The organism is uncultured Chitinophaga sp. (assembly GCF_902168175.1).
GTDB lineage: Bacteria > Bacteroidota > Bacteroidia > Chitinophagales > Chitinophagaceae > Chitinophaga.
The window spans coordinates 300,815-325,141 of the sequence record NZ_CABHOU010000054.1; the positions used below are offsets into that span (position 1 = coordinate 300,815).

The following is a 24,327-nucleotide window of genomic DNA, read 5'->3' on the forward strand; positions in this document are numbered from 1 at the left end:
CGGTTTTAGAGTTTTGTTTGGCTAAAGGCCGGCTCCAATTTAATATATTCTTTTATTAAAGATGGATGCAAGCTTACAACTTCGCCTACAATTATGATAGCGGGATTGCCCATTTTCTCTCTTTCTGCCCTAAAAACGATGTCTTTTACCGTGCCGATCACGATTTTTTCATTTTTTGTGGTGCCTTCCTGGATAATGGCTACCGGTGTTTGGCTTTTTCCCCGGGCGGCAAAAATGTCCATAATTGCTTCCAGTTTGCTCATGGCCATTAATAGTACTACTGTGGCCGACGATTGTGCGGCCAGTTTAACATCTTCCGAAATACCACCGCTTTTAGTGGTGCCGGTGGCTACCCAAAAGCTTTCGTTCACGCCGCGGCAGGTTAGCGGGATCATTTGTGAGGCAGGTACGGCCAGCGCGCTGGAGATGCCTGGAATGACTGCCACCTCAATGCCATGCGCCCTTGCAACGTCTATTTCCTCCCCGGCACGGCCGAATACGAACGGGTCGCCGCCTTTAAGTCTTACCACGTGGCCGTGCGAGAAAGCGTATTCTATAATAAGATGATTGATTTCCTGCTGCGAAAGGGAGTGACAGCCGTAACGTTTGCCAACAAAGCGTAAAACCGCGCCCGGTTTTGCATATTGTAGCAGTTCCTCGCTGGCCAGCGCATCATATAATATCACATCTGCCGCGCCCAGGGTCTTAATCGCCTTTAGGGTGATGAGTTCGGGATCTCCAGGTCCTGCACCTACTAAACTTAAAAAGGGTATTGACATATTAAAATACATTACGATTAAAAATATCTGATATATTTCTGGTCTATGACTATAAAAGTAGGCAAAGAACTCCTAATTTCATGATGTAAATCATAAAATAGATCGATTTTTTAAGGTTGTGTGAAAGTAATAGTATTATATATTAATAATCGTAATTAGTTAGATAGGTCATTTATCACCCAAAACTCTTTCCATGAAAATTGTAATTATTGGTAACGGCATGGTGGGCTACAAGTTCTGTGAAAAATTGATTGCCCGTGCTATACCCGGCATAACGATCGTGGTATTTGGGGAAGAGCCTCGCCCGGCTTATGACCGTGTTCACCTGAGCAGCTTTTTCGACGGTAAAACTGAAGAAGATTTACAGCTCGCCCCGCTCGGTTGGTACGCTAAAAACAATATTCGCCTGCACCTCGGTGATCCTGTGCAGCATATAGATGCATCTGCCAAAACCGTACTTACTCATACTGGCTTGGTGGAGGAATACGATTACCTGGTAATGGCAACGGGCTCGTCGGCCTTTGTTCCTGACATTCCGGGAGTTGATAAGGACGGTGTTTTTGTGTACCGCACCATCGAGGACCTGGAAATGATGCGAAGTTACGCACCCAAAGCCAAAAGTGCGGCGGTGATAGGAGGCGGTCTTTTAGGTCTGGAAGCTGCGAAAGCCCTGATTGACCTTGGTATTACCGATACGCACATCATAGAATTCTCCTCCCGCTTAATGCCCCGCCAGATCGACGAAAGCGGTTCGCGCATTTTGCAGCATCAGCTCGAGCAAATGGGTTTAAAGATCCATACAAGCAAAAATACCACTGAAATTGCGGGTGAGCATACTATTGACAGCATGAATTTTACAGACGGCACTTCGCTGAAAGTGGATATGTTGGTTATTTCGGCAGGTATTAAACCGCGGGATGAACTCGCAGCGCTGGCCGATCTGGAAACTGGCCGCCGTGGAGGTATTGTGGTGAATGAAAAAATGCAAACGACAAATCCAGCCATATACGCGATTGGTGAGTGCGCCTTATTCGAAGGTATGATTTATGGTCTAGTGGCCCCTGGTTACGAAATGGCCGAAGTAGCGCTGGATAATATATTAGGCGGCAGCAAAATCTTCTCTGCTTTTGATATGAGTACCAAGCTCAAACTCATAGGTGTGGATGTGGCCAGCTTTGGCGATCCCTTTACACCGGATAACGAATGCCGCGCCATCGTGTTTGAAGATCATGTGAAAGGGGTTTACAAACGTATTAATGTGTCTAACGACGGGCAATACCTGCTGGGCGGTATTTTAATTGGCGATGCATCGGCATATAACATGCTGCTGCAAACGGCGAAGAACAAAATGAAATTGCCTGCCAACCCGGAAGATGTGCTGTTGGGCACCCGCGGTGGTAGCGGGACGGAAGCTGGTGGTGGAATATTAGGCTTACCGGGTGATGCGGTGATTTGCAGCTGCGAAGGTGTAACTAAAGAAGCGATTTGTAAAGCGGTGGAAGATGGCCATGAGAACTTTAACGCGGTGAAGAAATGTACAAAGGCCGCTACCTGTTGTGGTGGCTGTACGCCGATGGTGAAAGATCTTATCACTTATACACTTAAAGCGCAGGGTAAATATATCCGCAACGTATTGTGCGAACACTTCCAGTACTCCCGCCAGGAAATGTTTGACCTCATCAAAATCAAAAATCTCAAAACGTACGACGAGGTACTTGATCACTACGGCAACGGTGATGGTTGCGAGGTGTGCAAACCCGCCATTGTATCGATCATCGCCAGTTTGTGGAATGAGATGGTGTTGGTGAAAGGGAACGATACTGCCCAGGATTCTAATGATCGCTACCTGGCTAATATCCAGAAAGGGGGAACTTACTCGGTAGTGCCGCGTATACCCGGTGGTGAAATTACTCCGCAGAAATTAATGGTAATTGGCCGCGTGGCCGATAAATACGGACTGTACACAAAAATTACGGGTGGTCAGCGAATAGATATGTTTGGTGCGCACGTAAGTGATTTGCCGAACATTTGGGAAGAGCTGATTGCGGAAGGATTCGAAAGTGGCCATGCGTACGGAAAGGCATTGAGAACTGTCAAAAGCTGCGTAGGCTCAACCTGGTGCCGCTTTGGCTTGCACGATAGTGTAAGTTTCGCCATTAGGGTAGAAGAGCGTTATCGCGGACTGCGTGCGCCGCATAAACTAAAATCTGCCGTTTCTGGTTGCATCCGCGAATGTGCGGAGGCGCAGTCGAAAGACTTCGGCATTATTGCTACTGAAAGAGGCTGGAACCTTTATGTATGCGGCAACGGCGGCTCTAAACCCCAGCATGCTTTACTGCTCGGCACCGATCTCGATAGTGAAACCTGCATCCGCCTGATCGATCGTTTCCTGATGTTTTATATCAAAACTGCCGACCCGCTTACCCGTACTGCCACGTGGCTCAATAAAATGGAGGGCGGCATAGAATATTTGAAGAACGTGGTGGTGAACGATAGTTTGGGTATTGCGGATGAACTGGAAAAAGAAATGCAGTTCCTGGTAGATAATTACAAATGTGAATGGCGCGAAGTGGTGGAGAACCCTGAACTCCGCAAACGTTTTAACCATTTTGTAAATGCGCCCGGCGAAAAAGATCCTAATGTAAAGTTCGATACGCTCCGCGACCAGAAGAAGGCGGCAGAATGGAAATAAATTATTGATCATTAAAAGATTAGAACATGTCTATCCTAAGCACAGAAGTAACGACCTGGTTTTTTGCCTGTAAAGTAGAGGATGTACCTGCAAATGGCGGTGTTTGTGTGAAATATAATGAAGAACAGATTGCCCTGTTTCATTTTGCACGCCGGGGCGAATGGTATGCCTCGCAAAACCTTTGTCCGCACCGTATGCAAATGGCTTTAAGCCGGGGCATGATCGGTACGCAGGCGGGTGAACCCAAAGTGGCCTGCCCCTTTCACAAGAAAACATTTTCACTGGCAGACGGCCGTTGTCTTACGGATGAACACGAATGCTCGTTAACGGTGTACCCCGTTCGCATAGAGGACGACCGTGTATATATAGGTATACAAAATGGCAGAGAAGCAGCAGAAGTGATGGCATAGTCCGGAAACAGGAAACCCCGGCGGCTTGGCGGCGAACCGGGGTCCTTGACTTTAAAACGATTTGGCTCATTTAAAATCAACCAAATGTACTGTAAAAAACGGTTCCTTAAAGGAGCAATTATCATACTTTTTGCGGCTGGTGTATACACCCCGTTAAAAGCCCAGTTTACGCTGGACGCGCAGCTCAGAACTCGTACTGAGCTGCGCGATGGACAAGGCGCCCCGCTTCCCAAAACAGCCAGTCCTGCTGTATTTACCTCGCAACGCAGCCGCCTCTCCGCAGGGTATGCTACCTATCGTTTAAAGTTCGGCCTCGCCGTACAGGATGTTCGGGTGTGGGGGCAGGACGTATCTACCATCAACAAAAGCACCACGCAGGATAATAACGGGCTAATGCTGCACGAAGCCTGGGCCGAAGTATTTATTACGGATACGCTGGTGAAAACCCGTAGTCTCAGCATAAAGGTAGGCCGGCAGGAATTGAATTATGATGACGGCCGCCTGATCGGTAATCTCGACTGGCTGCAACAGGCCCGCCGGCACGATGCTGCGCTGATCAAATACGAATCGGGTGCCTGGATGCTCCATGCGGGCGGTGCCTTTAATCAGAATAAAGAAAATGCTTCAGGTACCATATACAATGCAACGCCTGCCGGCACTTACGCGGCTAATACCAACGGTGGTGCCATGTACAAAGGCCTGCAATTCGTGTACGGCGGTCGTAAACTCAAAAAAGGAAATGTATCAGTACTGCTGCTTGCCGATCAATTCTCCCGCTACCACCACGATACCGTAGAAAGCAAACCGGTAAAAACCTGGGATAAAGGTGTGTACACCCGTATTACAGGCGGGTTGTTTTTCACTAATACTTTTAAGTCGCTAACGCTTACCGGTGCTGCTTATTACCAGGCCGGCAAAACGGCGGACGGTGTAAATCTTAATGCGGCACTGCTGTCCGCATCTCTCCAATATGCCTTTACTAATGTTGTTAGCGCTGGCCTGGGAGCAGATTATACCACTGGTGGTTCATCTAACGGCACCTCTAATGCCTTTGATCCTCTTTACGGCACGCCGCATAAGTTCTGGGGGCATATGGATTACTTCTACACCGCTTCTGGTTTCGGTAACCGCGGGTTACAGGATTATTACCTGCGACTTAAAGTAAAACAGGGTACGAAATGGACGCTGGGTGCCGATCTGCATCAATTCCTAAGCACGAGCGATGTTCCGGCTAACGGCGCAGTTATATATGGCCGAAATTTTGGCCAGGAGCTGGACCTGAACGCGTCTTTCGCACTTACAAAAGTAATTGGCTTTGAAGGTGGATACAGCTTTTTTAATAGTACAGACGCACTGGTTGCGCCGGGTGTAAAAAATGTAGCCAATGCGCAAACCGCCAATCACTGGGCGTATCTCATGATCAATATCAAACCATCTTTATTGTTTAAATAAATTGTTTTCCCATGGACTATAAGAAACCTGCGGAAGTAGCCGGCACTATGATACAGGCCGGTGTAGATAAAGCGGCAATGTCGCTGGGCGATATGGTAGTCAGGGGCATTTTGTCCGGTGCTATACTTGGTTTTGGTACTACGTTCGCGCTTACGGCTACGGTGCAAACAGGCCTGCCCGTAATCGGTGCCGCTATATTCCCGGCATGTTTTATTATGGTGGTGTTGCTGGGTTATGAACTGGTAACGGGGAATTTCGCAGTGATGTCGCTTTCGCTGTTCGCCAGGCAAATAACGCTAAAGCAGTTAGGCCGAAACTGGCTGGTAGTATACCTGTCAAACCTCGCCGGTGGCTTATTGTATGCCGTGCTGTTCTGGATTTCTCTCACGCAGTCCGGGCAGGATAGCGGTGGTGCCCTGGCAAAGGCAATTGTGAAAATAGCCGAAACGAAAACGATCGGTTATGCCCAATACGGCAGCTCCGGATTAATTACGGTACTTGTAAAAGGAGTACTGTGCAATTGGATGGTCACGCTCGGCGTAGTGATGGCACTTACCTCTACGTCTACACTCGGTAAAATACTCGCCGCATGGTTGCCCATCTTCATCTTTTTTGCGCAAGGGTTTGAACATGCGGTGGTTAATATGTTTGTAATTCCTGCTGGTATGATGATGGGCGCTAAAGTGTCGGTGGGCGACTGGTGGCTTTATAACCAGCTGCCCGTAACCATCGGTAATATTGCCGGAGGCGTTATTTGTACCGCTCTTACGCTCTATTTAATGCATGGTCGCAAAAAGGGAACGGAGCATAAATCTGCTACCATCATTAGTGCCCGCCGTATGGCGAAGTAATAGCTCAACGTGCTGTTTGTTTTTATAAATTCCGGGTTGTTTTTTTAGGTTGATAAACCATCATAGCGTACAATGGCCGTCCTGGAGCCCGGGGCGGCCTTGTCATTTTTATCGCTTATATTTATTGCAGTTCATGCAATAACCACATTACAATGACCAACAGCAACTTTTATATTTCCACCGATAAGTCTGCCATGGATGTTGATATGATAACGGATTTCCTAAGCCGGAAAACCTATTGGGCGAGAGGGCGCAGCCGGGAGGCGGTAGAGCGTAGTATTCAAAATTCTTTGAGTTTCGGTGTATATACCAATGATGGTGTGCAGGTGGGCTTCGCCCGCGTAGTAACGGATTATACCATCTTCGCCTGGCTGATGGATGTTTTCATTTTAGAAACGTACAGGGGCAAAGGTTTAAGCAAGATGCTGATGACCGAAATAATGGCTCACCCGGAATTGCAGACGCTTAAGCGTTGGGGACTAAACACCAACGACGCACACACGTTATATGAAAAGTTCGGCTTCCGGGGGTTATCGCACCCGGAAATCATGATGGAAAAGCTCTGATCACCGCATAATATCGGTATCCACCGGTGTGTATCCCCAATGCCTGCTCAGCGAAAGTATCTGCCCTTTATGATGGAATTCGTGCGTAATAACATGCGTAAAGAATTGCAGTGCTGTAGTACGAATGTCGTCGCGGCGAACCTCTTCGTTCATGTCTGTATATCGTTCGAGGTAGTCTGCAACCAGTAAATCTATGCTGGCAAACAACTGTCGCGCATCGTCCACATTCTCGATGCTGCCGAAAGGGGTAAATTCTATCTCCTGTTCAAGCCCATATTTTCCTATCCAGCTTTGATAGGTATTACAGATGTGGACCAACAGGTTGCGGATGCTGCCGCCTTTGCCAAATTGGGGATGGGCGGCTGTGAAATGTTCGAGGCTCAGCGTGCCGCAATAATCGAGCAGTACTTTACGCGAACCTTTTATCATCTCATATTGAAGAAAGGGTATGCCTTGCATGGGGTGTGTATCTTTTACTAAAGATAATTCAAATACGCTGTCATGTCATCCGCGGTTCATCTAAATACCCGCCGCGTTTTTTTATGTGAAATGTTTATACCTTTGCCGCAGCAACCTACATCTCCCCACCTTTAATAATCACCACGATTTAATGATAACTGCCTGATTTGCATATTGATTGTGCATAGTGGCGGGTGCTTTTTTTACTGGAAACAAGGAATCAATGAACAGGAAAACTTTTATATCACTAGTGCTTATACTGGGCTCGCTAACGGCATTGGGCCCCTTCTCGATAGATATGTATTTACCGGGCTTCCCTGCTATTGCGGAGTCGCTTAACACAACGGTATCGCATGTATCGCTTTCATTATCGAGTTATTTTATTGGTATTTCTGCGGGGCAGTTGTTGTATGGGCCGCTGCTGGACAGGTTTGGCCGTAAGCCGCCTTTGTTCATCGGTCTGGCATTATACATTCTCGCCTCCGTTGGTTGCTCTTTTGCCACCACTATCGATCAGTTGGTGATCCTGCGGTTTATACAGGCAGTAGGAAGTTGTGCCGCTGCGGTGGCTTCTATCGCCATGGTGCGCGACCTCTTCCCCGTGGAGGATAATGCAAAGGTATTTGCGCTGTTATTCCTGGTGGTAGGCGCTTCGCCCATGATCGCTCCAACAGTTGGTAGTTACGTAACAGCTGCCTGGGGCTGGACTTCCGTATTCTGGGTATTAGCCGGTATGGGCATTTTGTTGTTCCTGGCCTGTGTGTATTATCTGCCCGACAGTTATAAACCAGATACCAGCCTGTCGTTAAAACCGGGCCCTATTATCTCCAATTTCCTGTCCGTTATCCGCGAGCCGCAGTTTTACACTTACGCTATTGCCGGCTCCTTTGCCTTTTCAGGCCTCTTCGCTTACGTAGCGGGATCGCCATTGTTATTCATGAAAGTATTCGGCTTAGGTGAAAAAACGTACGGGTGGATATTTGCCGCGCTCTCTGTTGGTTTTATCGGATCTAATCAGTTAAACACACTGGTGCTGCGGAAATTCAGAAGCGAACAGATAGTACCGGTGGCCATGCTTCTTCAATCGATCACGGGTATTGTATTTTTAACCGGTACTGTCAATGGCTGGTTTGGCCTGGGCGTAACGCTGTTCCTTTTGTTCATTTACCTCAGCTGTCTTGGGTTTACTAATCCTAATACGTCAGCACTCTCGCTGGCGCCCTTTTCCCGAAATGCGGGCAGTGCTTCGGCCTTAATGGGCGCTATGCAAATGGGCATCGGTACCCTGGCATCTGTGTGCGTAAGCCTGTTCGACGAAAAAGCGGGTGCGGTTCCCATGGTGGCCGTGATGATGGTAAGTAGCATTATTGCTTTAGGCATCCTGTTGCTGGGCCGCCGTAATATCGCGGAGCTGACTGTAGGCAATGGTCCTGGAATGGCCGTTCACTAACTTCAAAACATCTTCTTTGATAAACTGCCGGGTGATGAGCCCGGCTTTTTCTTTACCATTAAACTGCCGTTGCGTCGCACTCTTCAGCCGCATTAACCCTATTCAACATGTGAATATAGTACTCGTTTCATGCGGATATGCACGGTATTGATAGCAATGTAGTGTAGGTTAAGTGTAGGATAAGTGTAGAATAACTGTAGGATTACTGTAGGATAAGATACGGTGTATATAAGGTGTGAATAATCCTAAAATAGGTATACACCCTGATCTGTAAAGGGATTGGTAGTCCTGAAATGGGTTTACAGGCATGGGCTACAATATTCCATTCCGCTAATCCAATATGAAATATTCAGAAATCAATACTAAATTAACCAATGCCGTAGTGGCTCAACATCTACGCAAATAGCCCGTAAATTGACGCGCTCCCTTAAAAATACTTGGTTATCAGCCTTATTTTGGCTAAATTCGTCGTCCCTGTAAAATCAAAATTTGCGCTGAGCAGAAAAATCCGATTCAGTAACCATCAACTTAGCCGCGTTATGGCCCCATTGAGTAACTATTGCCCTCCGGGCGTAAGAGATAGTAATTATCGTACGATTTCCCAAAAGCTGTCAAGCGCCTTGAAAATACCCGAGGCCATGGTCACTTATGTACTGCTGGAAAAGCTGTACCAGGAGAAGCCACTGGAATGCAAGCGGTTCCTGCCGCAAAGTGCGTTGCACTATTGTCTTATGAAGGTAAAAGGTAGTTATGAAGTAGTAACGCTGTATAACCGGTTGTTCGTGAGGTTTGCCGATGGAACAACTATTTCATCCTGTCATGCGGATATGACATGGGCTGAGTTTTTCAGGGAAATGTGTGTGGGGCGTCCGCAGCAATTGTTTCTCACCCTGCAGGATGTGATGAGGAAAAATGGTTTTTAAGCTTTTCAGGAAAGCTGGTCAATAATCTCCTGCCAGATAATTCTTGCTACTTGTTCTCTTTCTACTACTGCTAACCTCTCATTTAAAGGAGCTAAGCTGCCCTCAATTAGCTGTTCTTCCTGCAAAGATTCTGTAATCCTATGGAACTGTTCGCCCGGCGCCAGCACCTGGTACGTTGTTGTACCCTGTTCCGGATTCACTTCAATATAGAAATTGTACGACCGGTGATCAATATACACGGTGATGATTGAGGTATCCATGGTATATGGTTTTAGATCCTGTTTAAATATATAAAATCCGTACCAGAAAATCCACAATGGTCTATTTGTGCAATGAAATGTTGCATTTGTCCAACACAAACATAACACCCATTAGTACTATATACGTTGCCAGGCAGCGATCCGGCTTTTCAGGTTGCTAAAATTTGTGGAGCAAAACGGGTCACGTCAGCTTACTGCTAAGGGAGTTCGTTGGTTGTAGAACAAATCCTACAAAGGGCGGTGAGGCTGTTTGTCAGTAATAGAAAGGGCCGGTTTAGTAGCCGGCCCCTGAATCATTTAGAAGACTTTTAGCCCTGTTCGGGTGAGTAGCCAATACACAGTTAGGAATACTATCAGAAAGGAAAGGGATAGTGCGAAATAGCGCACCACGCGGCGACTGCTTTTTCGGAAGGGGGCAAAGGCGATCATGTTGATCGCAAACACCGGCAGCGCTACCGCGAAGTTAAGTACCACGAAAACAGTGGTAAACAACAGGGTGAATATGGCCGGTTGTACAATAATCCCACTCACAACGCCATATAACACACCCATAACAGCGCCTGTCAATACAAACCAGGCTGCATATTTAAATCCTTTTTTCAGGTTGAACACGAAGTACGCCCAGCCGGAGAGGTGTGTATGGGAGGGAGGCGCCTGCTCTTTGCGCGGACTGTCTCCATTTTTTTTCTGCTTTTTATAGCGGGGCCACCAAATGATGAAACCCGTAACGAACAATACCAGCGGCATTAAACCGCCCAGCAGCGCCAGTATTTGGGTGGGCAGACCGCCAAAGGACCCGTAATGGATGGGCGTTAGCCAGCTGAGGTAAGCGTTGCCCACATCGGGGAAGTCGGTGCGGCTGTTCAATAGTACCTTTCCACTGTACTGGTCCAGGATAATCATTTCCCGGTTGCCTTCTACCGGAAGGCGCGTACCCAGCATGTCGAGTCGGTAGTTGCCGGTGCTGTCGCCGGGCAGGGCGATGCCGGCTGCACGACTGCCTTGCATAGTGGCTTCGCCAATGCGTACCACTTCGGCTATTGATAACGGTTTTGCCCCGGCTACATAGGTGCTTTTGGCGCCCAGCAGCTTGGCCACACCCTGTGGCGACTGACCACTCAATATAAAAAGGAGCGGGATCACCACTATGGAAAAGGTGATGCAAACACCGGTAAGCGACAATATGGCCACCACAGGGGCAGAGTAAAAGCCCAGGATATTATGCCAGTCGTAGTTCTGCCTTTTGAAGCTGGCTTTAAAGTTTACGGTAAGCACCGACTTAAGCTGCTTCCACTTATCTGGTATCCATAACCGCAGGCCGCTGATGGTAAGAATGAGTAGTATGAGGGCGGCTATACCCACAATGTACCTGCCAACCACGGGAATGAGCAGTGCGGTATGAAGATCGGTGACGATATGGATGAAGGCGCTTTCGTATAACCTTTTGCCAGCCAGGTTGCCGGTGTACGGGTTGATGAAGAACTGTTCTTCGGTTTTAAAATTGTAGGCCTTGTACGCCGCATTCGGACGGTCGTCTACCGCTTCCAGGTAGTCGAGCCGGATATCGGGGTATTGGGATTTGAAAACCGGGATAACTTCGCCCAGCGGCATTTTACGCTGCTGCGCCATTATTTCGAACAGGTGGGGATTGAGGGCCTGATCTATCTCATCATCAAAAACAAGAATACTGCCTGTTACGCCAGTAAAGGCAACGATGGCGCCGGCAATAATACCAAGGTATAAATGCCATTTACCAAACCAGCGCTGCTGATGTTTTGCCCATCTCAGGCGTTTTTTCTTTCCGGGTTGTTCCATCTGAGTTGACCTTTCGCGAAGTAATGAGGGATATTGTCGGGTACACTCCCGCTATGGATTTATACACAACAGGAATGCCCCTGGCTTAAAAGCTGCTGCGAAATTAAGCCACCACAAGCGTTAGGAGAAGACGGATCGGGAAATTATATTTCGGGAAAGGGAAAAACGTTATTCAAACAGTTCCTGCTCATTGGTGAAATAGGTTTTGCGACCGCCTTTAACCTGGTGTTGTATGGCGTGCCCCGTCGGACTTTCCGCTTTTTTATGCTGATGAATTTTCAGGAAGTCGCGCACTTCGCCAGCTATGATATCCGGGTGGTGCTTTTGAATTTGGGTAATCGCATCTTCCAATACCTTTTTTATAGCCTTAAACAGTGCCCTGACTTTAGCCGGGGGAATGGCCTTACTGGTAGAAAAGGGTGCAATGCCTGCCGCCCATAGTATTTCGTCCGCATACGCGTTGCCGATACCCCGCACCACATGCTGATCTAACAACTGGTTTTTAACCGCCGCGCGGGAGCTGCCCAGCTTTTGTTGCAGGTACGCTTCGGTAAACTCGTCAGACAGGGCATCTGGCGCATCACCTGGTTCCGGATCGACGCTGGCGCTGGCAATGCCCTGGTAGTCGGTGAGCGAGAGGGTGCTGCCATCATCGAACTGCAGGGAGAGGATGGTATGCTTTTGCTCCGCATCATCTTCCCTATAAATCAATTTGCCGTTAAGCATCAGGTGCATGCCCAGCAGGTGGTCGTTCGAAAACTGGAAACGCAGTTCTTTGCCCTCGCGGTACACCTTTTTCAACTGTTCCCCTTCAAAGGCTTTTTTTAGGGTGGATGCGGTGACTTTGAGTTTAGCGTTGCTTTTCACATGCAGGCTGCTTAGCTTTTTACCTTTCAGCGTCTTCTGCAGGTTATGACTAAATACTTCGAGATCTGGTAATTCAGGCATTTTTTTCTGTTTTATGTCGTGGTTAAAAGTCGCTCACAATTCATGCCATGGCAGTTTGCGCATGTTGTTTTACCTTCATCCTATCTAGTGCAGGTTTATGAGTGAAAAAATACTGATTGTCGAGGATAATTTTATCGAGGCCAATAATCTTCAGCAGCTGTTAGAGCGGGCGGGTTACACGGTGAGTGGTATTGCTGCCAGTGTGGAAAAGGCGCTGGTACTCATCGATCGCGAATTGCCCGACTTTGTGCTGTTAGATATATTCCTGCGGGGTGCGTCTACGGGCATCGATCTGGCGCGTGAACTACGTAAGCGAAATATTGCATTCATCTTTTTATCCGCCAACTCCGACCGCACCACGCTGGAGGCGGCTAAAGCCACGTTCCCTTACGGCTTCCTGGTAAAGCCTTTCCGCGAGCGCGATGTGCTGGTAAGTCTTGAAATAGCGCGTTACCTGCATGTGCATAGTCTCGATGCCATTAGTCGCCAGCCCGAAGCGGCTATCGCGGATAAAAAGATAGATATTAAATCTTATGGGATAGTAGGTAATAGCGTTCAACTTCAACAGGTGATCAAAAACCTGAAAATCGTAGCACCGGTGGATACGGCCGTGCTGCTTACCGGCGAAAGTGGTACAGGTAAAGAGGTGATGGCCCGGTTCGTTCATCAGCAGTCTACCCGTAAATCGAAGCCGATGGTGATGGTGAATTGCGCAGCCCTGCCTGCCACCCTCATCGAATCGATCTTGTTCGGTTACGAGCGCGGCGCCTTTACAGGTGCGAGGGAAAAGAGCATCGGTAAATTCGAGCAGGCCGATGGGGGTACAATTTTTTTAGATGAGATAGCGGAGATACCGGTAGAGCTGCAATCAAAGCTGCTGCGTGTTTTGCAGGAAAAGGAAATAGAGAGGATCGGTGCGGCCGGTTCTAAAAAAGTGGACGTACGCATTATTGCCGCCACCAACCGCAACCTGGAAAAAGAAGTAGCCGAAGGGCGTTTCCGGATGGACCTGTATTATCGTATCAATGTATTTCCTGTTCATTTACCACCTTTAAGAGAACGGGCCGAAGATATACCACAACTGGCCGCGCATTTTGCCGCGCTATATGGCAACAAAACCGGCAAACCCAATGTGCAGCTTAGTGCGCAGGTGCTGGCAAAATTAACGGCCCATCATTGGCCAGGTAACATCCGCGAACTGGAGCATGCCATGGAGCGCGCGGTGTTGCTGAGCGAAAATGGACTTATTAAAGAAGTGTTGTTGCCTGAACTGCAGGTAGGCAAAACAGAGGCGGCTGCCGGCATTAAAACGTTTGAAGAAAACGAACGCGAACACATTATTGCGGTGCTGAGGCGTTGTAATGGAAAGATATTTGGTCCGGGCGGAGCGGCGGAGGTGTTAGATATGAATGTATCTACCTTAAACTCCCGTATTAAAAAGTTAGGCATTGATAAGGAGCGGTTGTAGTTAGCAACCGCTTGTTCCCCCGACAACGAACGTAAGCGTTTTGTCATGACGTTGCACTTCCAGTACACCTTCTTCCTTCCATAATTCATCCCCGGTGCGTTCCTTTTTGTGTAAGATGAGTTTCACTTTAATGTCCTCGCCAGTCCAGTATAACGGTTCGCCTTCTTTATCAGGATCGCCTTCCAGTACTACCCATTTTTTATTCACCATCAGCAGGGCAGAGCCTTGCAGGTTGTGGGCAAAAATGTAGCTGGCTTTATTCTTCGAAATGGTAGTGTCAGTGTACTCAGCGGCGCAACCATCCAGTATCCAGGCGGTTTGGTAAAATGAATTTACGACAAACGTAGTATCGTCCGATGCTTTATATAGTGTTTCGCCCTGCGGTACTGTACGGGCTTTGGGTTGCTTCGCCACACCATCGCCAGTTTGCACAATGATCGATTCTGTTTTAGAATAACCGAAGCGGCAGGAGGTGCAGACGGCTATCAGGATTAGGTAGAGATATTTCATGGCGATTGATTTCTTTGTGAAAGTAGTGTAAATGGGCGGGCTATTTTTTCTTTATTGAACTGGATAATTATCTGGTTTACTATTTCGTTTATGCCGGCTGGTGATTAACAAGTACAAGCACAAAATATGTGATACATGCTGTATTATGGTGAGCCAGCAAATTATTCCGATCAAAATATGTCGCGAAGAAAAACGCAGATAATTCTACCCGGGAAGGTGAGTTTCAAGAAACTATTGAAGCAGGATAATATTTCCATACACAGAAATGAGGGGTTGCAAAAACAAAAAGGGAACAATACAATTCATTGTATCATTCCCTTTGTTCGTACCGCGTACGGTACGTTCTTCGAACCATTTTTTGCACGATTTGAAGAAGTTAGCTTCACTTTTAGCGTCATAGACTCTCCGACTCAGATGGGCAGTCTCTTTCTTTTCACCAGCCTCAGAATCCCGAGACATGAGAAATTGCGTTACAAACACAAACCCATTAGCGCCCTGATCGCATATTTGGGCGAGCACGGTAATCCCTTCGGGCAAAGATCAAAGAACGTTGCCCCTACGAACCCTGCTTAGTGTTTCCTTGGTAATTCCAAGATAGGAGGCAATGATGTGTTGTGGAAATCGCTGCATGAAATTGGGATACTCTTTTACAAATTCTGCGTAGCGGGAGTCCGCGGCAAGGCTGATCGTGGAATTCAAGCGCTTCTGGTTGGCGATCGAGTTCTTCTCCTCCATTACTTGAAGCATCTTCCTTACTGAGGGTATTTGGTCTAGCACAGAGACGGTATCTGTGTGGCTAATGGTAAGCAGCTCGCAATTTTCCCAGGCATCTATATTGTATTTTGATGGCGTCCGCGTGACGATGCTTTCCCTGTCGCCCATCCACCAAGTCTCGATGCCCAGTTGTATGACATGCTCGGCTCCCTTCTCATCAGTGCTGTATTGCCTCATTGCTCCGCTGACAATAAAACAAAAATGCCTGCAGACTTCGCCCTCCTGAAGGAAATACTGCCGCTTTTTAAGTCTCTTGAAGGAAAACATCGTTCGGACAAGATCCTCTTCCTGCGCGTTCAAGGGAACTCCGGAGTACCTATTAATATATGAAATCAGTGAATCATGCATGATGTGAAAATCCAGGGTTTGAGCTGCATTATCCTTCGTGGTAATACAGCACGTGACCATCCTCCTTAAGTGACATCCCGCACTGACCGGGCTTGGCCCGTAAGCCAGGTCCCGCGCCGTCAACCATGAACGAATATACACATCCGTTGATATTTATCAACGTTCTTTTTTATCATTTGCTATCGCTCGACGGTACTGCGAGGATGTAGTTTTGTTGAACAATTATTAATTTAAAAATCAGAAAATCATGACACAATCAAACAATGCCATTTCGACTAATTCAGCTGAATTAAACAAGCAAATCGTGTTGCAAGCCTATGCCTCTTTGAAGGCTGGGAATGTCGCGGGCTACTTCGACAGCATGGCCGATAATATCACGCTCACCTACTTCGGCAATCACTTGTTCACAGGAACATATCACGGCAAGCAGGATATTTTGGACAACTACGTGCCGGTATTGCTCAATCGTCTCGAAGGGCCTATCAAAATTACGGTTACTAACGCGATTGCGGAGGGTGATCAGGTTTTCGTGGAGGCGGAGGGCGAATCCAAAACCAAGGACGGACTCGATTACAACAACCTTTACGGCATTGTGCTTCGTTTGAAAGACGGAAAGATTACCGAAGTCCGTGAATACATGGACACGGAGCTAGTTAAGGCCATCTTCGGCTGAAATCGCGGTAACACACAACTTAAAGGGTAACAGGCGCTCGCCGGCGTTCAGACTGTGAGGTTGTCCGGCAAGATAAACTGATATGAGTCCAAGTCAAGGGACTCGCGGCTCGTACCCCACTACTATATGCACGATTACAGCGCCATATTAAGTAGCGAGGAATGTAATCACATTTGCTGAGAAACAGACGATGCTTGACAAACGAAACATTTTCCATTGATTTTTAGACGGAAGATAAAGTAGCTCGTCAGGTTGGGAAAGATTTACTTGGCCGGATGCTTACAATTAAACTGTGTATTCGTTCGAATTTCAGCGCATTCGCTTTTGTGATATGCCCCATGGAGGATTTTGGAGGGTTTGAATCCCGTGCGCTTCACCTTACGGTACTTCGAACCCCAAGCCAATAAAAATTAAGAGGATGTGAAAAAAGCGAAGAATCAATAGGTCTTATATCAAAAAAAATAGGAACAGATGATAAATCTGTTCCTATCTAAGACAATGTAGGAATATCTACGTGTACCGCGTACGGGATTCGAACCCGTGATTCCTCCGTGAAAGGGAGGCGTCTTAACCCCTTGACCAACGCGGCGCTTTTATTTCCCAACCAGATGTTCTCTGTATTTTGGGAACGCAAAAATAGGAAACTGTTGTGAATCACCAAATAAAAGTTTCACATCGCTGGAAAAAAGTTTGAAGAAGCGCGGCTGTAAAGGGTTGTGGAGATGTATATTTTTTATTCTAACGGATGAGGGTAACCGTTCCGCTCTTTGAAAAGTCGCCACCGAGATAATCTTTTGCCTTCACCATCCATACATACACGCCGCTACTTTGTGGTTTGCCGTTTACATTACCATCCCATCCTTTACCACTTATGTTACCGTGATAAACAAGCTCGCCCCAGCGGTTAAATATGCGGAAGTATTCGATGTTTTGTATGCCCGCGGAAATGGGGCGTACCCAATCGTTAACACCATCGTTGTTGGGCGTAAAACCTGTGGGTACAAATACGGCAGGCAGGGTTTGAAATACGCGTACGCGCAGACTCGATGAATCTACACAGCCGGCTTCGTTTAGTACGTACACTTTATAGTTGATGCCATTGCTCGGCGTAAAGTAAACGCCAATTGGATTAGCAATATCGGAAGCGGAAAGGCTGGTGGCCGGCGTCCACTCGTAATGCAGGCCGCCGCTTGCGTTAAACTGCAGCGGTTGCCCAAGTACCACGGCTGTGTCGTTCCCCCCAAATGCCTTTATCTCCGGCAGCATGGTGATGGTTACGGTATCTGTGCCTGGTTTGGGACAGCCGGCTACATCATAGGCGTACAGTACATACGAAGTTGTGGCCGTTGGCTTCGACGTAGGATCAAGTGTATTGGCACCGGTAAGTGTGTTGGCTGGCGACCATGTGAACGATGAGCCTACAATGGTGCCATGCAGTTGTGTAGCCGCATCATAACAAATCATCTCGTCGTAACCTGCATTGGCCCGTGGATAGGGGACGGCCGTTACCACCACCTGGTCGGTGGCCGTGCAATTGCTGATGCTGGCGGTTACGGCATACGTAGTGGTGGTAGTAGTTGTTGCTACCGGGCTTTGGGCCGATGAATTATCTAACTGTCCGGCAGGTGTCCAGGAGTATCGCAGCCCGTTGGACAGTGTATTTAACGTGATCGGGTCGCCTGCGCAAATGGTGGTGTCGGTGCGGGCGGCTAAACTAACGGCATTGACCACACGCACTAAAACAGAATCGGTATTTAAACAGCCATCGTTATCGAGTTGTACAAAATATTTCGTAGTGGTAAGCGGCTCCACTGTTGGCGTAGTGGTAGCTGCATTCGTCATGTCTGCAGTAGGCGTCCAGCTGAAAATGCCTGTACCACCGGGCTGTAATTGCAGGCGGTCGGGCGGACAAATAAGCGTATCGCGAAAAGCCAGGTTAATTGGTGGTTTGTCGAGTATCTCGTAAGGTGTATCCAGGGTGTCGAGGCAGCCAACTGAGTTGCCGACGATGAGCCGGATGTTTTTAGTGCCCATTGTAGGATAGGTGTACGTGTTGTTTTGTTGTAACGATACGTCTGAGAAAACCGAGTTCTCACCAAAGTCCCAGTTCCAGGAGTTGACGGTGCCATATACAGTAGTAGTGGCATCGGTAAACGTAATGGGTTTATTGATGCAGCTGCCGCTAACGTTAAAATCCGGTTCAAAACCGGGGTATACCCTTGCGATGGCGGTCGTGCTATCGGGGCAGGTTTGTCCGCGGTTAATGGTTAGTTTAATGGTGTAAGTGCCTGCTGTGGGAAAGGTATAATTTGCTACGGGGGTGGTGGAACTGTAAACCGTATTGTTCGCTGCATCCATAAAGTCCCAGTTGTAAGTGCTGATCAGCGGGCTGGTAGAGCGGTTGTCGACTGCCAGTGTCTGGGTGTTGCCGCAAAGCATGTACTCTGGCAGTAGCGCAGCCGCAGCAATGGTACAGGAGGTGATATTGATCTGCAGGTCTTTTCGCTGTGTGGCAATGGCTACCCCGTTCCTTATTTCCTGTACGCATACAGTCACCACATACATCCCTACGCCTGGCGCAATGCCCGTAATAAGCCCCGTGTTGGGATCTATTTTTACGTTGGACCCCAGCGGCATGGAACCGGAAAACTCACTACCGTAAGGCACCCCATCGTACGGCGGGTCCAGTGCTGGGCGCGAGTTAGTTCCTCCGCCACCACCGCCTCCTCCTCCGCCACCGCCGGAAAGGCCAGTTGTTTGGTAAGCATCGCAAAAGGAATACCGTAGCTGGTCGTTGTCGGCATCCTGTGCGGCAAAACTGTAGGAGAAAGAGTTGTTGGCGCAAATCACCACGAGGTCGCTGCCAATGAATTTGGCGCTATTGTTACTCGCGGCACTGTTGGCTACGCCGGGTATTTCGCCGGTATAAGTAGCGCCTACCTGGTTGTAGCTGCCCAGGTTACTGATGCCCTGTATGCGGAAGGTTACCTGCGAGGCGAGCAAATACCCTTCGGCATTACCATCCAGCGTAACGTCGAAATGGTAATAGGCTACGATATAACAAATAAGGGGAGGATTGGTGATGCAAGGGTCGGTACTCAGGTAACTAAGCTGTTCCTCGTTCGATTTGTTCACCTGTATATCTCTAACCCTTGTATAAGTGCCACGGTTAAAGATACTTACGTACATGGGATCGGGGAACTGGCGCACCGGTTCACCGCAGCGTTTAAAAAGTTTGATCGTAACAGAGTAGGTGTATGCGTTACCAGATACGTTCCTGAGGGTATAATACATTTCACCCCCCGTAATATGGTCGGCATACGCTATGTTTACGATACTGGTAAACAGGAATATCAGGAATAAGAAACGCTTCATGCTACAGGTGTAAGCTACATAGATCCTTCGCTCTCTGTCAAAATGGTTACTGTCTTTTGCTCTCTATGTAAATTTAAGATAGAATAACGACAAGTTAAGGGGCATGGTTGCCTTGGCAATCATTAAACCGATGGATAAGCGGAATTTGACGGTAAAATAACTTTTAATGTACGGCTATTATCCCTGCCGACGACTCCCGTACGCATAGTTCCGTTGCCAGTACTTTGTGCTGAAAGCCCTCCACGGGCCTTTTACTTTCTATCAGCTCTATCATCAGCCTGGTGGCCAGGCTGCCCATTTCAAAAGCCGATTGTTTAACGGTGGTTAGCGCAGGGTCCAGCAGTTCGGGCGATGCAAAGTTCGAAAAACCGGCAAGGGCCACCCGCGAGGGAATGGCGATATTCCATTTGCGCAACAGGGTAAAGGTGTGCATAGTAAGCCTGTCTGATGCGGTGAAAATGGCATCGGGCGGTTCGGGTAGCTTTAGCAGCTCGTCCAGCGCGTTTTCAACTTCCTCGGGCAGCATGCCCCCGTGCCTGCAATATTTAATGTACTGTTCCTGCTGCGGCATGTCGTGATCGGCTAGTGCCTGGTAGTATCCTTCCAGTCGCCCGCGGCTGATAGACATATGCGGCGAGCTGGTAATGTGCGCAATGCGTTGATAGCCAATCTGAATAAGATGCGTAGTGGCCTCGTAAGCACCGCCGAAGTTATCGGTGGTAATTTTGTGGCAGGCCTGGTGTTCGGGCACGCGGTCGAAGTAAACGATAGGCAATTCCTGCTGCTGCATTTTTGTTAAGTGCGAAAGGTCCTTCGTTTCGGAGGAGAGCGATACCAGCAGGCCGTCTATCGACCGCCAGGTAAGGTTCTCCAGGTTCTTTACCTCCCGTTCGTACGACTCGAAATGCTGCGTTACAATAACCATATAGTCCTTCTCGTACGCCACCGACTCAATTCCATTCATCACTTCCGCATAAAAACTATTGGGTATAGTGCCCAGCGCCACGCCAATACAGCGGCTGTTTTTATTCTTTAGCCTTTGTGCAATAAGGTTGGGGCGGTAATGATGTTCGGCGGCATAGTTTTTAACCCGTTGCTGCGTAGCCTCGCTTATTTTATAGCTGCCTTTGAGCGCCCGCGACACTGTCGATAACGACAGGCCCAGTGCTTTGGCTATATCTTTTATGGTGATATTGACTGATTTCATAACGGGAATTGGCTGACTCCATGAATATACTATTTAAACCCGTTTTATGCAAACGTTTGCCCAAATAAATACCCGCCACAGTAAACGGTTTTCATAATTTAAATCTTAACTTGATCCCAGATAAACAGTATAACGCATAATCGATTAAGTGTTAAGGTTATAAGCGAGGTGTTTTTTATACGAGTGTAGTTAGGATTCCGATGTTATGATTTTCTCTGGCGGTGTTACAGCCTCCTTTAAACTGTTACCGGTACAGGGCAGTAAGCAATTTTTTAATGTTGATAATGGTCTTGGTTTTCCTGCTTTTATGCGGGCAGGGAATCGTTTTTGCTAAAATTTAAACTTTCGTCGTGAAGAAGAAAATTTCTATCTACGATATTGCCCGCGATATGAGCGTATCGTCTGCCACTGTTTCTTACGTACTGAACGGTAAAGCGGCCGAAAAGCGTATCAGCAAGGGTTTGGAAGAACGTATCCTGGCGCATGCCCGCGAACTGGGCTATCGCCCCAATATGATCGCTAAAAGCCTGCGCACCGGTAAAACGAAAATTATCGGTATGCTGGTAGAAGACATCTCTGATCCCTTTTTCAGTAGTATTGCCAAGGTGGTGGAAGAAAGAGCGGCACAACTGGGATACAGGATATTCTATTGCAGCACCGAAAACGATACCACACTAACCAAAGGCCTGCTCCGCGTATTTCGCGATGCACAGGTAGATGGTTATATCATAGCGCCACCGCCCGGACTGGAGCAAGACCTGCAGGAATTGCAGGAAGATGGTTACCCTGTAGTACTGTTCGACCGCTTTTTTGATGGTTTAGAAACCGCCAATGTGGTAACCGATAATTTCGACGGCGCTTACCAGGCCATCCGCCACTTCGTGGAAAACGGCTGCCAGCAAATCGGGTTCATTACGCTCGATTCAGAGCAGGTGCAAATGCAGGACAGGTTAAGCGGTTATGATAAAGCCATGGAACAAAGCGGTTTAGAGTCGTTAGTGCTGAAGGTTCCCTATGAAATTAAACACCGCAACGCGGCAGGTAAAATAAAAACTTTCCTGGAAGATAACAGTCACCTCGAGGCCGTGCTGTTCGCCACAAACTACCTCGCCATAGCCGGCCTGGAAGTAATGAACGACCTGCATATGCAGGCCCCGGCCGATCTGTCTGTGATCAGCTTCGATGATATCAAATACTTCTCGCTCTTCTCGCCATCTGTTACAGCGGTGGCGCAACCGGTAGAAGCGATATCCGAAGCGGTAATACAGCAGCTCATCGATTGCCTGGAAAGCAGCGGTACACTGGAAAAGAAAACAACGGTACTGCCTGTAAACCTGGTAGTCAGGGCGTCATCGTCGCCTGTACTGGCCGTTAGATAGTGCAAGCCTGATTTACCGGCATTTGCAAAATGGAGGAATAGCCGTATATTATCAACCCATATTCCTCCACGTTTAAAAAAGACAGATGCAACAGACGAACGACCCATTAGTACTTGGCATTGATATAGGCGGTTCTCACATTACCGCAGGCATGGTAAACATCAGCAAAAAAACATACGACGACAAAACTACGGTAAGGCTTCGGGTAGATAGTCATGCCCCGGCCAAAGATATACTCGATACCTGGACACAGGCCGTGAGCATGGCCTGGAACAACGCCGGTGCAGAAACAACGCGAATCGGTATTGCCATGCCCGGACCATTCGATTATAAAAACGGCATCAGTCTTATTAAAGGATTTCATAAATACGAAGCGTTATATCAACTGAACGTGCGCGATATGCTAGCCGACAGGCTGGCCATTTCATCTTCCCATATATTAATGCGCAACGATGCCGAAGCCTTTTTGCAGGGTGAAGTGTTTTGTGGCGCTGCGCGTGGGTTTAATCACGCTATTGGTATTACGCTTGGTACTGGTCTGGGCTCGGCCCGCAGCCATAACGGTGTTACCACAGATGCGGAATTAAGCGTTACCCCTTACCTGGATGGGATGGCAGAAGATTATAGCTCCATCCGGTTTTTCCTGCGGCGGTATAAAGAATTGACAGGCAAAGAAGTGCGTGATGTACGAACGATTGCCGACGAGGTAGAGCATAGTGTATTTGCCGCGCAGGTGTTCCGCGAGTTCGCCCATCACCTGGGTATGTTCCTGAAACATTTTATTCCTATGGACCATCCGGAAGTGCTGGTAATTGGCGGTAATATTGCCAATGCGCTTCCTATTTTCGAACGCGAGTTAAGGAGAGAGGTAGGAGATTTGTTCGATGGGATGGAAGTGCGGAAAGCGGCGCTGGGCGAAGCGGCGGCACTTATCGGCGGCGCCTGCTGCTGGGAGTTTGTAAAATAGCAAGTAAATATTCCACGATAAAATAACCTGATGAAAGAACAAGTAAAATTCACAGAAAAGAAATACCTCGTTACGTTGATTTTTGTTACCTCTTTGTTTATGTGCTGGGGTATTGCCCTCACGATGGGCGATGTGCTGAACAAACATTTTCAGAACGTACTCAATATTTCCAAGGCCAAATCCGCGCTGGTGCAGGTATCTATTTTCGGAGCTTATGCTGTGATGGGGATACCGGCGGGTTTATTCATTAAAAAGATGGGCTACAAAAGTGGTGTGCTGTTGGGTTTGTGCCTGTACGCGATTGGCGCGTTCCTGTTTGTACCGGCCGCGAATGCAGCTTCATTCGACATTTTTCGTGCTGCTTTGTTTGTACTTGCCTGCGGCATGTGTACGCTGGAAACAGTGGCACACCCGTTTGCGGCGGCGCTGGGCGACCAGCGAACAAGCGATCAGCGTATCAACTTTGCACAAACCTTTAATGCAGTGGGCACACTCATCGGCCCTTTTATTGGTACTACCTTTTTGCTGGGCGCACAAGGGCAGCATGCCGATGAACTGTTCACCGTGAAACAATTGTACCTGTACATTGGAGGAGCTATTGCGCTTATCGCTTTGTTATTCGTATTTGTGAAAGTCCCTGCCCTGCAGGACCCGCATGCTTCTTACGAAACCCCTGAACAGGCAGAGCAGAAGGGAAAGAAGAAACTGTTTCAACATAAAAACTTTGTGTGGGCTATTGTGGCGCAGTTCTTTAATGTGGCAGCACAAGGCGGCACCTGGGCTTTCTTCATTAATTACGGAGCAGAGAAAATGGGCTTCAGTGATAAGGAGGCAGGTTATTACATGATCGTATTCATGGGTATGATGCTGGCCGGTCGCATAGTAGGTACTTCACTGATGCGCTTTATCGCCCCTAACAAATTGCTGGCAGCTTTTGCTTTAGGCAGTATACTGATGTGCCTTATCGTAGCGCAAAGCTGGGGCTGGGTATCGTTTGTGGCGTTGCTGATGATCAACTTCT

21 protein-coding genes and 1 tRNA gene are annotated in these 24,327 nt (G+C 48.0%); 12 read left to right on the forward strand and 10 right to left on the reverse strand.

All coding sequences use genetic code 11. From position 1 onward, the window contains the following. Positions 1–5: 5 nt before the first annotated feature. Positions 6–779, reverse strand: a complete 774-nt coding sequence (gene cobA, locus QZT80_RS11885) for a uroporphyrinogen-III C-methyltransferase (RefSeq protein WP_295122002.1) — start codon at positions 777–779, stop codon at positions 6–8. Positions 780–972: 193 nt separating this feature from the next. Between cobA and nirB the strand changes: the two genes are divergently transcribed. The 5 genes from nirB to QZT80_RS11910 all read left to right on the forward strand — a co-directional run bounded on the left by nirB (position 973) and on the right by QZT80_RS11910 (position 6,750). Then, complete coding sequence (gene nirB, locus QZT80_RS11890; RefSeq protein ID WP_295122004.1) at positions 973–3,471, forward strand: nitrite reductase large subunit NirB; 2,499 nt, start codon at positions 973–975, stop codon at positions 3,469–3,471. A 26-nt stretch (positions 3,472–3,497) separates the two neighbouring features. After that, positions 3,498–3,881 carry a nitrite reductase small subunit NirD gene (nirD, locus tag QZT80_RS11895; protein ID WP_295122006.1) on the forward strand — a complete coding sequence of 128 codons (384 nt, stop codon included), beginning with the start codon at positions 3,498–3,500 and terminating at the stop codon, positions 3,879–3,881. An 84-nt stretch (positions 3,882–3,965) separates the two neighbouring features. Then, positions 3,966–5,333 carry an alginate export family protein gene (locus QZT80_RS11900; RefSeq protein ID WP_295122007.1) on the forward strand — a complete coding sequence of 456 codons (1,368 nt, stop codon included), beginning with the start codon at positions 3,966–3,968 and terminating at the stop codon, positions 5,331–5,333. 11 nt (positions 5,334–5,344) lie between these two features. After that, positions 5,345–6,184, forward strand: a complete 840-nt coding sequence (locus tag QZT80_RS11905; protein ID WP_295122008.1) for a formate/nitrite transporter family protein — start codon at positions 5,345–5,347, stop codon at positions 6,182–6,184. A gap of 152 nt (positions 6,185–6,336) precedes the next feature. Continuing rightward, the gene (locus QZT80_RS11910; protein ID WP_295122010.1) at positions 6,337–6,750 is read left to right on the forward strand and encodes a GNAT family N-acetyltransferase; all 414 of its coding nucleotides are present in this window, start codon (positions 6,337–6,339) and stop codon (positions 6,748–6,750) included. Here the strand turns inward: QZT80_RS11910 and QZT80_RS11915 are convergent, their stop codons facing one another. After that, positions 6,751–7,209 (reverse strand): DinB family protein, encoded by a 459-nt coding sequence (locus QZT80_RS11915; RefSeq protein WP_295122012.1) that lies wholly within the window; start codon positions 7,207–7,209, stop codon positions 6,751–6,753. It lies immediately after the preceding gene. A 223-nt stretch (positions 7,210–7,432) separates the two neighbouring features. Between QZT80_RS11915 and QZT80_RS11920 the strand changes: the two genes are divergently transcribed. Further along, entirely contained in the window at positions 7,433–8,659 is a 1,227-nt protein-coding gene (locus QZT80_RS11920) for a multidrug effflux MFS transporter (RefSeq protein WP_295122014.1), read from the forward strand. A gap of 620 nt (positions 8,660–9,279) precedes the next feature. Beyond that, complete coding sequence (locus tag QZT80_RS11925) at positions 9,280–9,582, forward strand: hypothetical protein (RefSeq protein ID WP_295122016.1); 303 nt, start codon at positions 9,280–9,282, stop codon at positions 9,580–9,582. A 5-nt stretch (positions 9,583–9,587) separates the two neighbouring features. Here the strand turns inward: QZT80_RS11925 and QZT80_RS11930 are convergent, their stop codons facing one another. The 3 genes from QZT80_RS11930 to QZT80_RS11940 form a co-directional block, all read right to left on the reverse strand. Next, positions 9,588–9,842, reverse strand: a complete 255-nt coding sequence (locus tag QZT80_RS11930; RefSeq protein WP_295122018.1) for a hypothetical protein — start codon at positions 9,840–9,842, stop codon at positions 9,588–9,590. A 297-nt stretch (positions 9,843–10,139) separates the two neighbouring features. Next, on the reverse strand, positions 10,140–11,657 hold the full coding sequence (locus tag QZT80_RS11935; RefSeq protein ID WP_295122020.1) for a PepSY domain-containing protein: 1,518 nt from the start codon (positions 11,655–11,657) through the stop codon (positions 10,140–10,142). Between the two features lie 168 nt (positions 11,658–11,825). Further along, entirely contained in the window at positions 11,826–12,605 is a 780-nt protein-coding gene (locus QZT80_RS11940) for a DNA-formamidopyrimidine glycosylase family protein (RefSeq protein ID WP_295122022.1), read from the reverse strand. 97 nt (positions 12,606–12,702) lie between these two features. On the opposite strand from QZT80_RS11940, the gene QZT80_RS11945 reads away from it, so the two are divergent. Next, positions 12,703–14,073, forward strand: coding sequence for a sigma-54 dependent transcriptional regulator (locus tag QZT80_RS11945; RefSeq protein WP_295122024.1), 1,371 nt, complete (start codon positions 12,703–12,705; stop codon positions 14,071–14,073). On the opposite strand, the gene QZT80_RS11950 is transcribed toward QZT80_RS11945, so the two are convergent. Further along, positions 14,074–14,583 (reverse strand): hypothetical protein, encoded by a 510-nt coding sequence (locus QZT80_RS11950; RefSeq protein ID WP_295122026.1) that lies wholly within the window; start codon positions 14,581–14,583, stop codon positions 14,074–14,076. It abuts the gene before it with no gap. 540 nt (positions 14,584–15,123) lie between these two features. Continuing rightward, positions 15,124–15,705 carry a Crp/Fnr family transcriptional regulator gene (locus QZT80_RS11955; RefSeq protein WP_295122028.1) on the reverse strand — a complete coding sequence of 194 codons (582 nt, stop codon included), beginning with the start codon at positions 15,703–15,705 and terminating at the stop codon, positions 15,124–15,126. 247 nt (positions 15,706–15,952) lie between these two features. Between QZT80_RS11955 and QZT80_RS11960 the strand changes: the two genes are divergently transcribed. Then, positions 15,953–16,378 (forward strand): nuclear transport factor 2 family protein, encoded by a 426-nt coding sequence (locus QZT80_RS11960; RefSeq protein WP_295122030.1) that lies wholly within the window; start codon positions 15,953–15,955, stop codon positions 16,376–16,378. 517 nt (positions 16,379–16,895) lie between these two features. Here the strand turns inward: QZT80_RS11960 and QZT80_RS11965 are convergent. From QZT80_RS11965 to QZT80_RS11975, 3 genes are all read right to left on the reverse strand, one after another. Further along, positions 16,896–16,967, reverse strand: a tRNA-Glu gene (locus QZT80_RS11965). A 149-nt stretch (positions 16,968–17,116) separates the two neighbouring features. Further along, the gene (locus QZT80_RS11970) at positions 17,117–19,753 is read right to left on the reverse strand and encodes a PKD domain-containing protein (protein ID WP_295122032.1); all 2,637 of its coding nucleotides are present in this window, start codon (positions 19,751–19,753) and stop codon (positions 17,117–17,119) included. A 163-nt stretch (positions 19,754–19,916) separates the two neighbouring features. After that, positions 19,917–20,960: a LacI family DNA-binding transcriptional regulator gene (locus QZT80_RS11975; RefSeq protein WP_295122034.1), complete on the reverse strand. Its 1,044-nt coding sequence runs from the start codon at positions 20,958–20,960 to the stop codon at positions 19,917–19,919. Between the two features lie 350 nt (positions 20,961–21,310). On the opposite strand from QZT80_RS11975, the gene QZT80_RS11980 reads away from it, so the two are divergent. From QZT80_RS11980 to QZT80_RS11990, 3 genes are all read left to right on the forward strand, one after another. Then, on the forward strand, positions 21,311–22,339 hold the full coding sequence (locus tag QZT80_RS11980) for a LacI family DNA-binding transcriptional regulator (RefSeq protein WP_295122035.1): 1,029 nt from the start codon (positions 21,311–21,313) through the stop codon (positions 22,337–22,339). Between the two features lie 85 nt (positions 22,340–22,424). Further along, positions 22,425–23,306: an ROK family protein gene (locus tag QZT80_RS11985; RefSeq protein ID WP_295122037.1), complete on the forward strand. Its 882-nt coding sequence runs from the start codon at positions 22,425–22,427 to the stop codon at positions 23,304–23,306. A gap of 30 nt (positions 23,307–23,336) precedes the next feature. Then, positions 23,337–24,327: MFS transporter (locus QZT80_RS11990; protein ID WP_295122039.1), on the forward strand; the 991-nt coding region annotated here is incomplete at its 3' end.